The sequence below is a fragment of the Lacinutrix algicola genome, assembly GCF_001418085.1.
GTDB classification, from domain to species: domain Bacteria; phylum Bacteroidota; class Bacteroidia; order Flavobacteriales; family Flavobacteriaceae; genus Lacinutrix; species Lacinutrix algicola.
The window spans coordinates 1-13,535 of the sequence record NZ_LIQH01000021.1 but is presented as its reverse complement, the minus strand read 5'-3'; the positions used below and the strand labels follow the sequence as shown (position 1 = coordinate 13,535).

Genomic DNA, 13,535 nt, shown 5'->3' with positions numbered 1-13,535 from the left:
TTGTTAAGAAATAATATTAATCTATTTCAATCCAATTCCACATTATTATTTTATAAAGAACTTGAATGTAATGCTTTTAAAAATAAAATAGTTTCAAATTCAAAAAATAAAGGAAGACTTTAATTACTCTAATTTCATCTGAAATCACTAGTATCTACGCAAGTAACTGATTCTTTTTTATTTATAGTAATTGGTTTTCACAATTTAAGAATCAATTTTTATTATGGAAATTTATACGAAAATTGAATATATTTCGTTATTTTGTGAATTAAATACAAAAAAGAATTATATGGAAACGTTACTTATAGAAGCTCAAGAGTTTGAAGATATGAAAATGAGCAATATGTCAACTAGCGATCGTGTTAAAGCCTCAAGAAAAGGTAAGTCAATAATATTAGGTTTAAATGAATTTTATAAAGAAAGTAAGGATGAAAAGATTATGGACGTTATGAAAAGAGTTACCGAAAAAAAACAAAAAATAGAAAAGCGTCTTAAAGGAAGACCATCTTCTTAATAAAAGAAACTAGTAAATTAAAAATGGACTTAACTTTATATATAAAGTTAAGTCCATTTTTTTGTTAGGTATATTATTTATCTCCGACAACAAATTATAGATTTATATCTTAGCACAAACTAAAATTATAATGAGCAAAACGTATTACGATCCAGCAGATTTAAGAAAATTTGGAAAAATAAGTGAATGGAATCCAGAGTTAGGTGATAAGTTTTTTGACTATTACGGTAAAGTCTTCGAAGAAGGTGCACTTACCGCAAGAGAAAAATCACTTATAGCACTCGCTGTAGCACACACAGAACAATGTCCTTACTGTATAGACGCCTATACTAAAGATGGATTACAACGTGGTATTACCAAAGAAGAAATGATGGAAGCTTTACATGTTGGTGCTGCTATAAAAAGTGGAGCAACTTTAGTTCACGGTGTTCAGATGATGAATAAAGTGAATAAACTAGAAATGTAAGTAGAAACCATTTTTTACTTTTTTAGCAATAAATCTAACGACCTAAAACTAAAACCTCAAATTTTACGTAAACAGTACAGTTAAACTTAACAATGGGTAAATTAAAAACACAGTCATTACAGAAAAGAGATAGCGATTTAGCAAAAAGCAATAAGCAATTAGATATTTTATCTAACGGTATTTTTGCGAATGGTGAATTACCAACATTCAAGAATAAGATTTCGGAAACAAATCAGTTTCCTTTAAAAGCGAAAAAGCTTGAGATTTTACAAATTAATGTTGGCTATATGTGCAATCAAGTTTGCGAGCATTGCCACGTTGATGCAGGTCCAGATAGAAAAGAAATAATGACGCGTGAGACCATGCAACAAATTCTAGATGTTATAAAAACCACTAGAGCACACACGTTAGATTTAACAGGTGGAGCGCCAGAAATGAACCCACATTTTAGATGGTTTGTTGAGGAAGCCTCTAAAGTTGGTGTAAAAGACTTTATTGTACGTTCTAATTTAACCATTATTCGTGCTAATAAAAAGTATTACGATTTACCAGACTTTTTTAAAAAATACAACATTCATGTTGTGTCTTCTATGCCACACTGGACAAGAGGTAAAACTGATAAACAAAGAGGTGAAGGTGTTTTTGATATGTCTATAAAAGCGTTACAAGAATTAAACGAACGCGGTTATGGCATGCCTGGTAGTCATTTAAAGTTGGATTTAGTTTACAACCCTAATGGCGCTTATTTACCTGGTGACCAAGCCACAATGGAAAAAGATTTCAAAAAAGCTTTGATGGAAGATTTTGGAATTAATTTCCATAGTTTATTTGCCATCACAAATTTACCAATCGCTCGTTTTTTAGATTATTTAATTGCTTCAGAAAATTACGAAGATTACATGTATGCTTTGGTTGAAGCTTATAATCCGGCTGCTGTAGAAAACGTAATGTGCACCAATACATTGTCTGTAAGTTGGGATGGTTATTTATTTGATTGTGATTTTAACCAAATGTTAGAATTACCAGTGAATAGTAAATCTAAACACATTAGCGAATACCAAGAAGAATTACTAGAAGGTAGAAACATCGTGATTTCTCAACATTGTTATGGTTGTACTGCTGGAGCAGGAAGTAGCTGCCAAGGTGTTGTAGCTTAAAATAAATCAAAATATTACCGCTTACGTGGAAAAACAAAACACATAAAATCTCTATTATGGAGATGATTTATGACAAATAAAACAGCCATATTAATATTTGCAAACTCTGCAAAAGCGGAAGGTTTAAACAAACCTTTCCAACATGCTACTGTTTTATTTCAAGCCTTAAACACACAAATCGAAGCTAAAGTAAAGCAAACAAAATTGCCTTATTTTATTGTTTCTGAAACCCAACAAATAGGAAACACCTTTGGAGAGCGTTTTACAAATGCTATTCAATCTGTTTTTAATAAAGGTTTCGACAATGTAATTACTGTTGGTAATGACACACCACATTTAAAAGTGAGTCATATTAATAGTGCTTACAAAAAACTTAAGACTAACACTTTAGTTTTAGGTCCATCTCAAGATGGTGGTTTTTATCTTATGGGAATAAGTAAAGAACAATTTAATGCAAAACAGTTTAAAACTTTACCATGGCAAAGCTCTAAATTAAGGCAACGCATAACCAACCTACTATCCTTAAAAAACATTAAAGTCTCTCTATTAGAAACACTTACTGATATTGACACTTTTTCTGATGCTAAAAAAATTACAGACAGCTTCAGAAGTATTTCTACTTTAATTAAAAGTATTTTATTACTAATTATTACTTCCGCGAAAGCGAAAACAACACATATATTTCAGTTCCTAAAGCTGAATTTAACCGCTTTAAATTACAACAAAGGCTCTCCATTTATATTTTCGGCATAGACATATAAAGAAACGAGACACTTCGTTTCAACTTTAATAATCTATTGAAAATATATTTTAATGAAACACATTTACTTGTGCGCATTGCTACTTATATCAAGTTTTAGCTTTGCACAAATTATAATTTCTGGTACAGTAACCAGTAAAAATGATGGTACCACTTTACCGTTTGTAAACATTACAACAGAAAACAATCAAGGTACAACAACCAACGAAGATGGTTTTTATACTATTGAAGTTAGCAATCAACTAAGCCAATTAAAGTTTTCTTATTTAGGTCTTAAAACACAAACCATTACTGTTAGCAACAACACACAAATTGACATTAAACTAACCGAAGATGCTTCTGCCTTAGACGAAGTTGTAATTACAGCTTTAGGTCTTGAGCGCGATACCAAAGAATTAGGTTACGTTGTACAATCGTTAAAATCTGAGGACATAACAGAAGTAAAATCGGTTAACTTTCTTGATAATTTATCTGGAAAACTAGCAGGTGTTACTATTTCTCAAGGCGCAACCGGAGTTGGCTCGTCTTCTAAAATAACCATTCGTGGTGAAGCTTCATTTTCTAACAACAACCCATTATTTGTAGTTGATGGTATTCCTATTAATAACAACACCGTTTTTAATTTTACAAACGAAGCTGCTGCAGGTTTTCAAGAAATAGATTTTGGAAATGGCGCTATGGAAGTTAATTCGGACGATATTGATGAAGTATCTGTATTAAAAGGTCCAAGTGCAGCTGCATTGTATGGCTCGAGAGCATCAAATGGTGTTATTGTAATTAAGACCAAAGACGGAAAAAAACCAAAGGTTTAGGCATAAGTATTAACACCTCTTTGTTTGTAGATTCTGCTTTTAGATTGCCTGATTTTCAAAACACTTATGGTCAAGGAAATTCTGGACAGTTTGAATATATCGATGGCCTAGGTGGTGGAGTAAACGACAACATTTCCTATTCTTGGGGACCACAATTAGATGCTGGTGTTTTTGTATCTCAGTTTGATAGTCCTGTTCTTTTAGACAATGGCACAATTGTTCGTGGTGGTGATACGGCTTTATATTCTGGTAATGCTATTACACCCACAGAATTAAAATCTAACCCAGACAACCTTAAAGATTTTTACAAAACAGGAATTACAACTATTAATAATATTGCCATTTCTAATGGTTTTGATAAAGGTGACTATAGATTATCTTTTACAGATTTAAGAAGCGAATCTATTATTCCTGGTGTTAATTTAGATAGGCAAACAGTAGCTACAAAACTTAATTTTGAACCTACAGAAAACACTACTTTTTCTTCTTCTATTTCTTATACAAATTCTAGTAGTGACAACAGACCATCTAATGGTTATGGTAGCGAAAATGTAAATTATTCTTTAGTCGCTTGGGGACCGCGAAGTCTTAACATTAATAATTTACAAGACTATTGGCAACCTGGCCTAGAAGGCGTGCAACAGTATTCTTTTAACTATACTTTTTTCGATAATCCATATTTTATTTTATACGAAAACAGAAACTCTTTTAATCGTGATCGTGTGTTTGGAAACCTTGCCTTAAAACATGAATTCTCAGATAATTTTAGTTTACAAGTAAGAACAGGAATGGATTATTCTTACGAAAACAGACAACTTATACGCGCCTATTCCAGTAATCGTTTTCAAAGTGGTGCTTATGCAGAACACGATGTTTCTTATAGAGAAGTCAATACCGATTTCCTTTTTAATTACAATAATAACTTTGGCGATTTTAAATTAGATTTTTCGGTTGGTGGTAACAGATTAGACCAAAAAGCTTCTACAAAACAATCTCAAACAGTAAGTTTAGCACAACCTGGTATTTTTAATTTAAATAATGCTGCATCTCCTATTGAAGTGTTTCAGTTTGAATCTCAAAAACGTATTAATTCCTTCTACGGAATCGCTAAATTAGGCTATAAAGATTATTTGTATTTAGATATTACTGGTCGTAATGATTGGTCGAGCGCATTGGCTACTCCCTTTTCGGTAGACAATACGTCTTTCTTTTATCCTTCAGTTTCAACAAGTTTTATTTTATCTAATGTTACAGAGTTACCTAAAAGTATTTCTTTTGTAAAATTAAGAGCCAGTGTTGCGCAAGTTGGCAATGATACAGATGCTTACCAAACATCTGGCGCTTTTGTATCTCAAACACCTTTTAATAGCGAACCAACATTTAGTGATCAAAATTTTATACCGAATGCAGATTTAAAGCCTGAGAGTACAACCTCTTATGAGTTTGGAGCAGATTTACGCTTTTTAAAAGACCGTTTACGTTTCGATTTCACATACTATAACGCAACTACAAAAGATCAAATTATTTCATTGCCAATCCCTATTTCTTCGGGTTACGAACAACAAGTTGTAAATGGCGGAAAAGTACAATCTAAAGGAATAGAAATTATTGCAGGAATAACACCAGTTAGAACTAATGATTTCTCTTGGAATACCACTTTTAATTTTGCGACAAACACAGCCACTATTAAAGAATTACCGCTAGCAGATGGTAGATTAACCTTAGCCTATAGCAGAATTTACGATAGCCAAAATCAAACGGTTTGGTTTCAAGTGGAAGAAGGCGGAAAAATTGGTGATTTTTATGGAACTGGTTATTTAAAAAACGACAATGGACAGTTTATTATTGACAGTAACGGAAATTATATAGCAGATAATAATTTACAAAAACTTGGAAACTACAATCCGGATTTTACTTTAGGTTGGAATAACGATTTTAATTATAAAAATTGGAAAGCAAGCTTTTTATTCGACTGGAGACAAGGTGGAGAAATTGTTTCTAGAACAAGCGCTTTAGGAAACGTTGGTGGACAATTAGCAGAAACAGAATACAGACCAGATGGTGGAATTGTTGCCGAAGGTGTTACTGAAACAGGAGAACCAAATACAGTTGCTATTTCTGCAGAAAGTTATTACAGACAGTTTTATGATAGAAACCATGAAGAAAACAATGTATATGATGCTTCGTATTTAAAATTACGTCAGTTTTCAATTGGCTATGCTTTTGAATTAAAAGAAGGTTTTTTAGGCTTAAAAGAAGGTGGTACAATTGATTTAGCATTAATAGGAAAAAACCTTTTCGTAATTACCGAGAATCCGCATTTTGATCCCGAACAACTAGCTGTACAAGGCACTGGCTTTGTAAGTGGTGTAGAAGATATTAGTTATGCTTCATCACGTAGTTTTGGTTTTAAAGCAAGTTTAAATTTCTAAAAAGATACAAATGAAAAACATATTATACTTATTTAGTTTTTTTGCGCTTGTTTTAACAACAAGCTGCACAAAAGATTTTGAAGACATTAATACAAATCCTAATGCTCCAAACGCGGTACAACCTAGTCTATTACTAAGACAAGTGATATACGATTTTGGAGAGCAAATGAGTTATGAAGGCTTTGTTGCTGGCGATTTATTATCGCAACATAGAACCGCTTTAGATTTTAACCTATTCGATCGTCATGCTTTAAAATCACCACAATTAGGTGGTAATCCTTGGCCTGTATTTTACACTAATTTACGCGACAATGAAATTATTTTAAATCAATCTAGAAGCATTAACACCTTTGCAGTCTACGAAGGTCCTGCTCTAATTTTAAAAGCCTATATGGCTGCTGGCTTAACAGATTTATTTGGAGATGTCCCTTATTCTGAAGCCTTTAATGGTATTGAAGGTACTGCAACACCAACTTACGATAGTCAAGAATCTATTTATATGGACGACAATGGTATTTTAGATAATTTAGATAAAGGTATTATTGCCATAGAAAACTACTCGCAAAGTATTTCTTTAGAAGGTGATATTTTATTTAATGGTGATTTAGAAGCTTGGGTGAAATTTGCAAATGCTTTAAAAATTAAAGCGTTGCTTAGAATATCAGACAAAATAGATGTTTCTTCACAACTACAAGCTATTGCAACAGAAGGCAATTATATTTCTTCAAATAGTGAGAATGCTATTTTTAATTTCACCAATACAGATCCTAATAGTTTTCGCTTAGCGCAATTACGTATTGGAGATTTTAATAATTTTGTTTTATCCGAAACCATGGAAAACATTTTAATAGATTTAGATGACTCAAGAATAAACACCTTTTTTAAACCTTTTGCAAACGCTGCAGCATCAGAATTTAATGGTTTAATTAATGGTATAGACGCTTCTTCTACTTCTATTGCTTTATCAGATTATTCTTTAGCAAGTAGTGCTTTTAGAGAAGACACTTCTGTTTTAGATGCTAACTTCATCACTTCTTGGGAAGTCCATTTTGCTTTAGCAGAAGCTGCCCAAAAAGGATTAACAACAGGAAATGCACAAGATTTATACGAAACCGGAGTCACGCAAGCTTTTGAGTATTGGCAAACAGAAATGCCTATAAATTACTTAACTGGAAATGCAGCATTTAATGCAACAAACACAACACCTTTAGAGCAGATTATTACTCAAAAATGGATTGCAAATATTATTAATGGATATGAAGGTTGGGTAGAATACAGACGTACTGGTTTCCCAGAATTTAATGCTATTTCTGCTAGTTTAAATAATAATTTAATTCCAGTTCGCATGCCTTATCCTGCAGAAGAAGAAGCTTTAAATGCCGAAAACTATCAAGAAGCATCAAGTGCTACAAATAGTAACAGTATTAATGTCCCAGTTTGGTGGGACGAAAACTAAAAAATGAGTACAGAAACATGGCAATGGATTTTAGTAGTAGGATCAAGTTTAATCTTGTTTCTATTGTCTCCATTTGCAAAAACTACAGATGAATTTTTTAAGGCAGTCCATAAAAAGAAAGCGCCAAATACTTTAGTACTAACTGGAAGCCTTATTATCTCTTGGATTTTTGCCAAAAGCATAACCAATGCCGCAAATTTAGGTTTAGATTTTGGTATTGTTGGTGGCGTAGCTTATGCTGGTTATTATTTGTCCTTTGCAGTAGCCGGTTTACTTATTTATAAAATGAGAACCGTTGGTGGATTTAAAAGTATTCATCAGTTCTTAACTACAAAATTTGGTAAAGGAGCTATGGCTTTATTTTCCATTCTTATTGCTATTCGTTTATTTAATGAAGTCTGGAGTAACACTATGGTTATTGGTAGTTATTTTGGAGCATCCGGTAGTAAAAACTATTATTTAGCTATTATCGTATTTACGGTATTAACTTTAGCTTATGCTATTAAAGGTGGTTTAAGCAGTTCTATTTTTACAGATATTATACAAATGGTATTATTTGCTGTTTTACTAATAGTCATTTTATGGAATATTTTTTCAATCGAAGATTTTAGTACTTCAGATATTGTTAGTTCTGGTTCTTGGACTTTCGAATTAGGGTTGAACTTGTTTTTCGCAGCCATTATTCAGTCTTTTAGCTATCCGTTTCACGATCCCGTTTTAACAGACCGAGCATTTATAAGCTCACCAAAAGTAACACGTAAAAGTTTTTTATGGGCCAGCTTATTAGGTGCTATTTGCATTATCCTTTTTAGTGTCATTGGCGTGTATGCGCAAACTCAAGGTTTTAAAGGTCAAGCAGCCGTAGAAGTTGGCAAAGCATTTGGAGTCGTTATATTATTAGTTATTAATTTTATAATGATAACCTCTGCTGCATCAACTTTAGACTCTACATTTTCATCATTTTCAAAATTATTAGCGATAGACTTAGGCATGGTAAAAGATCTTACTTTTGGAAGAGCATCTATGGCTGCAATTGCAATTTTAGGAACATTACCGGTTTTTTTAGATGCCGAAATCCTATCAGCAACAACAATTTCTGGAACCATGGTTATTGGTTTAACACCAGTTTTTCTGTTTTGGAATATTAAAGTTCCAAAAATTAGTTTCTATCTAAGTACATTTTGTGGCTTAATTTTTGGTTTTCTATTAGTTTTTAAAGCCTTTCCACAAGCATTAATTTTTACAGAAGGAAAGTATGCCGATTTACTTTGGGTAAATGTTTGGGGCATTATAAGTTGTATTACAGTGTATTTTATACCAAAGTGGTTAAGTAAATAAATATGGATAAAAAAATAACAGATTTAGGCGTATTAAAAGGAAAAACATTGCTCTTTGGTGGTGTTTATAGTAATCTACAAGCACTTGAAGCTTTAAAAGCTATTGCCGAAAAAGAAAACATTCCTGCAGAAAACTGTATTTGCACAGGAGATATTGTTGGCTATTGTGCGCAGCCTGAAGAGACTGTACAATTATTAAAAATCTGGAAAGCAAAAGGTATTTTAGGTAACGTAGAAATACAATTAGGCGAAAATGCCGAAGATTGTGGTTGCGATTTTACCGAAGGCTCGCGTTGCGATGGTTTTTCAAAATTATGGTATCCGTTTGCACAGAGTAAACTATCTAAAAATTCAATAGAATATTTAGCAACCTTACCAGACCATCTTACGTTTACTTATGCTGGAAAAAAAGCAATTGTTGTACATGGTGATTATTTTAATGTTTCAGAATTTATTTTTAAGTCTACCGATTGGGAAATAAAAGCCAAAAACTTTAAAAAAACGCAAAGCGATGTCATTATTGCTGGACATTGCGGTTTGCCATTTAACCAAGAAAAAGACGATAAATTATGGTTAAATCCTGGTGTTATTGGCATGCCTGCAAACGATGGTTCTCCACAAGTTTGGTATGCTATTTTAGACGATAGTAACGGAGAAATGAAATTCTCGCACCATAATCTCGACTATAACTATAAGCTTACTAATAAACTCATGCAAAATGGTTTATTACCCGAAGAATATGCCAGAACAATAATTACTGGTATTTGGGATAATACCGAAATATTACCTGCTGTAGAAAGTGGCTTACAAGGTTTTGGGATTACACTATAAATCATTATTTTAATTATTATGAAATACATACTGATACTCTTTTTTACTTTTTTTTCTGCGGAAGCAATAGCTCAAAAAAACTTAGACGCTCTTCTTAAACAATATAATGATAAAGGCGTGCCTTACATTACAGTTGAAGAACTAGCAATGCCAAAAACAGAAGCCATACTTTTTGACTCTAGAGAACCTAAAGAATACAAAGTTAGCCATATAGAAAATGCTGTTTGTGTGGGTTATGATGATTTCGATATTGCTTCAGTTGAAAAACAATACCCTAATAAAGATGAAAAAATAGTAGTGTATTGCTCTTTAGGTATTAGAAGTGAAACCGTTGGCGAAAAACTAAAAAAAGCAGGTTACACAAATGTTTATAATTTGTATGGAGGAATTTTTGAATGGAAAAACAAAGATTTCATTGTTTTAGATTCCGAAGAAAAAGAAACAGAAAAAGTACATACTTTCAATAAAGATTGGAGTAAATGGTTAGAAAAAGGCGAGAAAATTTATGAAGAAGAGCCTAAATCTAAAAAGAAAAGCAAAAATAAAAATAAAAAGTCTAAAAAATAATTAAACGAGAATGCACAAAAACCTCATCATAACATTTACTAGAAATCCTGAATTAGGCAAGGTAAAATCGCGTTTAGCAAAAAGCATTGGAGAAGCTTCTGCTCTAGAGGTTTATAAATTTTTATTAGAACACACCAAAGAGGTCTTGTCTAAATTAGATTGTGATAGAGCGGTTTATTATTCGGTTAAAATTAGAGAGAATGATATTTGGGATTCACAAGTATTTTCTAAACACCAACAATTTGGTAACGACTTAGGCGAACGCATGAAAAATGCTTTCGAAAATGGGTTTAAAAAAGGTTACGAAAAAATAATAATTGTTGGTAGCGATTTATACGACTTAAATACAGAAATAATAAATCAAGCTTTTATACAATTAGATACTCACGATAATGTTATTGGTCCTGCAGAAGATGGTGGTTATTATCTATTAGGTATGAAAACACTTAATCCATCTGTTTTCGATATTGAAAATTGGGGAACCGAAACGGTTTACAAACAAACCATCTCAAAATTAACATCTAGTCTGTATGTTTTAGAGACTTTAAACGACATAGATTATGTCGAAGACTTAAAGCCTTACGATATTTTTAATAAATATTTAAAATAAAACAAAACGACTATGAAAACAAAACTACTTTATTTAGCTGCATTTTTTGCGGCTTTTTTTCAATTAACACATGCACAATGCGTAGAAAACGTAAGTGGCTTTAATAACAATACATCTGTACCAATGTACAATATATCGGGAGATGTTAATGTTACAGTAAATACTGATAATACAGTAACTTTAGATTTAGGTGATAATTTCATGACTGCTGATGGTCCTGATGTAAGAGCTTATTTTGTAAAATCTAATGGCGCATCGGATACTACAATAAAAAACACATTAATTACTAATTTAGATACTATAGAATTTGGAATAGTTGGTGATAATACAACATCTATTAATGGTGCAAAATCGTTTACCATCTCAATACCAAGTGGTGATACAATAGAAGATTACGACAAAGTATTTTTTTACTGCTTCTCATTTGACCAATTTTGGGATCTAGGAACTTTTACTTCTTTTGACTCTACCAATTGCGCTTCATTAAGTATTAACGAAAATGAGTTGTTAAACAACGTCTCTTTTTACCCAAACCCTACAAACAATCAGATTGAGATTTCGAATCCTAAACAGTTAAATTTAGACATAAACTTATATAATATACTTGGTAAAAAAGTATTAGAAACTAATGCTATTTCTCTAAGAAATCAAACTATAAATTTATCTTCATTAAATTCTGGCGTATATTTGGTAGAAATTAAAGCCGAAGGTAAGCGTATTACAAAGAAGCTTGTTAAGCAATAAATTAATGATAAAATTTATAAATGAAACTGTAGAATATTTACAAGAGAAAGGATTTAAAAGTCCTGAAATTGGAATTATTCTAGGAACCGGTTTAGGTCAACTTATCAATGAAGTTGAAATTATTAAAGAAGTTAGCTATAACCATATTCCAAACTTTCCTACTGCAACAGTAGAATTCCATAAAGGCAAATTAATTTATGGAACCTTAGAAGGTAAAACAGTAATTGTTATGCAAGGTCGTTTTCATTTATATGAAGGTTATACATTACAAGATGTAACATATCCTGTTCGTGTAATGGAAAAACTAGGTATTAAAACATTATTGGTTTCTAATGCCTCTGGAGCCATTAACCTTGATTATAAAAAAGGTGAATTAATGCTTATAGATGACCATATTAATTTACAAGGTGGCTCTCCATTAGCATTTAAAGGTGTTGAAACATTAGGCGAACGTTTTGCAGATATGAGTGCGCCTTACGATTTAGAAATCAATGCTAAATTTAAAGCCATTGCTAAAGCAAATAACATAACATTACACGAAGGTGTTTATGCAAGTGTTGTTGGTCCACAATTAGAAACAAGAGCAGAATATAGAATGCTTAAACTTATTGGTGCAGACGCTGTTGGAATGAGCACAGTACCAGAAATTATAGTAGCTAATCATTTAAATCTAAAAGTAGCTGCTGTTTCTGTATTAACTGACGAATGCGATCCAGACAACCTTAAACCTGTAGATATTAGCGAAATTATTGCTATGGCAGGTAAAGCAGAACCAGATATGATTACATTATTTAAAAATTTAATAAAAAGTTTATAACGTCATTTCATTCTTCGCAATGACAAAAAAATAAAAAAATGAGCTACTTAGACGCAACAAACGATTTATACAAAGAAGCAGCACTAACTCCTGATGTTGGGCTATGCTGTACAACCAATCCTATTTGGGAATTACCAGGTTTAAAGATCCCAAAAATAATGCAGGAAATGAATTACGGTTGTGGTAGCACTGTAAATGCAAGAGACTTAACCAACAACCCAAAAATGCTTTACGTAGGTGTTGGTGGTGGTATGGAGTTGTTACAATTCGCATATTTTAACCGTCAGAAAGGAGGCGTTATTGGTGTAGATGTTGTAGATGAAATGCTAGAAGCTTCAAAGAAAAACTTTTTAGAAGCCGAAGCACAAAACGATTGGTTTAAAAGTGAATTTGTAGATCTTGTAAAAGGAGATGCTTTGAATTTAAATGTTGAAGACAGTTCTATAGATGTCGCTGCACAAAACTGTTTATTCAATATTTTTAAAGCTGAAGATTTAAAGAAAGCTATAGAAGAAATGTATCGCGTTTTAAAACCTCATGGAAAACTTGTAATGAGTGATCCTACTTGCGAGCAACCAATGAATGATACTTTACGTAACGACGATAGATTACGTGCTTTATGCTTAAGCGGAAGCTTACCAATTGCTGAATACGTAAAGGCGTTAACAGATGCTGGTTTTGGTACTATAGAAATTAGAGCCCGTAAACCTTATAGAATATTAGATCCTAAAAATTATCCTACCGAAGAATTAATTTACATAGAGTCTATTGAAGTTGCAGCCATTAAAGATCCAATGCCAGAAGATGGACCATGTATTTTTACAGGTAAAGCAGCTATTTATTATGGAAGCGAAGATTATTTTGACGATAAAAAAGGACACATTCTATTAAAAAACCAACCTATTGCTATTTGCGATAAAACAGCAGGAGATATCGCCGCTTTAGGAAGAGACGATATTTTTATTAGCGAATCTACTTACCATTACGATGGTGGAGGATGTTGTTAGTAAACAACTTTAAATAAAAACAAAA

At 32.2% G+C, this 13,535-nt stretch carries 12 protein-coding genes and 1 pseudogene; all 13 read left to right on the top strand.

What is annotated here, in order from left to right; translation table 11 throughout:
• Window positions 1-289 precede the first annotated feature (289 nt).
• The 13 genes and pseudogenes from ASC41_RS01590 to arsM all read left to right on the top strand — a co-directional run bounded on the left by ASC41_RS01590 (window position 290) and on the right by arsM (window position 13,510).
• Complete coding sequence (locus tag ASC41_RS01590) at window positions 290-514, top strand: hypothetical protein (protein WP_055435064.1); 225 nt, start codon at window positions 290-292, stop codon at window positions 512-514.
• Between the two features lie 130 nt (window positions 515-644).
• Window positions 645-980, top strand: coding sequence for an arsenosugar biosynthesis-associated peroxidase-like protein (locus tag ASC41_RS01585; RefSeq protein ID WP_055434894.1), 336 nt, complete (start codon window positions 645-647; stop codon window positions 978-980).
• Between the two features lie 92 nt (window positions 981-1,072).
• Entirely contained in the window at window positions 1,073-2,137 is a 1,065-nt protein-coding gene (gene arsS, locus ASC41_RS01580) for an arsenosugar biosynthesis radical SAM (seleno)protein ArsS (protein WP_055434893.1), read from the top strand.
• Window positions 2,138-2,206: 69 nt separating this feature from the next.
• Window positions 2,207-2,890: a TIGR04282 family arsenosugar biosynthesis glycosyltransferase gene (locus ASC41_RS01575; RefSeq protein WP_055434892.1), complete on the top strand. Its 684-nt coding sequence runs from the start codon at window positions 2,207-2,209 to the stop codon at window positions 2,888-2,890.
• A 60-nt stretch (window positions 2,891-2,950) separates the two neighbouring features.
• Window positions 2,951-6,141, top strand: a pseudogene (locus ASC41_RS01570) (SusC/RagA family TonB-linked outer membrane protein).
• Window positions 6,142-6,151: 10 nt separating this feature from the next.
• Window positions 6,152-7,597 (top strand): SusD/RagB family nutrient-binding outer membrane lipoprotein, encoded by a 1,446-nt coding sequence (locus tag ASC41_RS01565; RefSeq protein WP_055434891.1) that lies wholly within the window; start codon window positions 6,152-6,154, stop codon window positions 7,595-7,597.
• Window positions 7,598-7,600: 3 nt separating this feature from the next.
• Window positions 7,601-8,935 carry a sodium:solute symporter family transporter gene (locus ASC41_RS01560; RefSeq protein ID WP_055434890.1) on the top strand — a complete coding sequence of 445 codons (1,335 nt, stop codon included), beginning with the start codon at window positions 7,601-7,603 and terminating at the stop codon, window positions 8,933-8,935.
• Between the two features lie 2 nt (window positions 8,936-8,937).
• A complete protein-coding gene (locus ASC41_RS01555; RefSeq protein WP_055434889.1) occupies window positions 8,938-9,765 on the top strand; it encodes a metallophosphoesterase family protein in 828 nt (275 codons plus the stop codon).
• A gap of 18 nt (window positions 9,766-9,783) precedes the next feature.
• Window positions 9,784-10,332: a rhodanese-like domain-containing protein gene (locus ASC41_RS01550; protein ID WP_055434888.1), complete on the top strand. Its 549-nt coding sequence runs from the start codon at window positions 9,784-9,786 to the stop codon at window positions 10,330-10,332.
• A 10-nt stretch (window positions 10,333-10,342) separates the two neighbouring features.
• Window positions 10,343-10,942 (top strand): TIGR04282 family arsenosugar biosynthesis glycosyltransferase, encoded by a 600-nt coding sequence (locus tag ASC41_RS01545; protein WP_055434887.1) that lies wholly within the window; start codon window positions 10,343-10,345, stop codon window positions 10,940-10,942.
• A 12-nt stretch (window positions 10,943-10,954) separates the two neighbouring features.
• Window positions 10,955-11,686, top strand: a complete 732-nt coding sequence (locus ASC41_RS01540) for a DM13 domain-containing protein (protein ID WP_055434886.1) — start codon at window positions 10,955-10,957, stop codon at window positions 11,684-11,686.
• 4 nt (window positions 11,687-11,690) lie between these two features.
• Entirely contained in the window at window positions 11,691-12,503 is an 813-nt protein-coding gene (locus ASC41_RS01535; RefSeq protein ID WP_055435063.1) for a purine-nucleoside phosphorylase, read from the top strand.
• A 38-nt stretch (window positions 12,504-12,541) separates the two neighbouring features.
• The gene (gene arsM, locus ASC41_RS01530) at window positions 12,542-13,510 is read left to right on the top strand and encodes an arsenosugar biosynthesis arsenite methyltransferase ArsM (RefSeq protein ID WP_055434885.1); all 969 of its coding nucleotides are present in this window, start codon (window positions 12,542-12,544) and stop codon (window positions 13,508-13,510) included.
• The last annotated feature ends 25 nt before the right edge of the window (window positions 13,511-13,535 follow it).

Bases quoted from the DNA above. Each gene is read 5' to 3' on its own strand.
- ASC41_RS01560 (WP_055434890.1), top strand. From the start codon at position 7,601: ATGAGTACAGAAACATGGCAATGGATTTTAGTAGTAGGATCAAGTTTA.
- ASC41_RS01565 (WP_055434891.1), top strand. From the start codon at position 6,152: ATGAAAAACATATTATACTTATTTAGTTTTTTTGCGCTTGTTTTAACA.
- ASC41_RS01550 (WP_055434888.1), top strand. From the start codon at position 9,784: ATGAAATACATACTGATACTCTTTTTTACTTTTTTTTCTGCGGAAGCA.
- ASC41_RS01575 (WP_055434892.1), top strand. From the start codon at position 2,207: ATGACAAATAAAACAGCCATATTAATATTTGCAAACTCTGCAAAAGCG.
- arsM (WP_055434885.1), top strand. From the start codon at position 12,542: ATGAGCTACTTAGACGCAACAAACGATTTATACAAAGAAGCAGCACTA.
- ASC41_RS01540 (WP_055434886.1), top strand. From the start codon at position 10,955: ATGAAAACAAAACTACTTTATTTAGCTGCATTTTTTGCGGCTTTTTTT.
- ASC41_RS01555 (WP_055434889.1), top strand. From the start codon at position 8,938: ATGGATAAAAAAATAACAGATTTAGGCGTATTAAAAGGAAAAACATTG.
- arsS (WP_055434893.1), top strand. From the start codon at position 1,073: ATGGGTAAATTAAAAACACAGTCATTACAGAAAAGAGATAGCGATTTA.
- ASC41_RS01545 (WP_055434887.1), top strand. From the start codon at position 10,343: ATGCACAAAAACCTCATCATAACATTTACTAGAAATCCTGAATTAGGC.
- ASC41_RS01585 (WP_055434894.1), top strand. From the start codon at position 645: ATGAGCAAAACGTATTACGATCCAGCAGATTTAAGAAAATTTGGAAAA.
- ASC41_RS01535 (WP_055435063.1), top strand. From the start codon at position 11,691: ATGATAAAATTTATAAATGAAACTGTAGAATATTTACAAGAGAAAGGA.
- ASC41_RS01590 (WP_055435064.1), top strand. From the start codon at position 290: ATGGAAACGTTACTTATAGAAGCTCAAGAGTTTGAAGATATGAAAATG.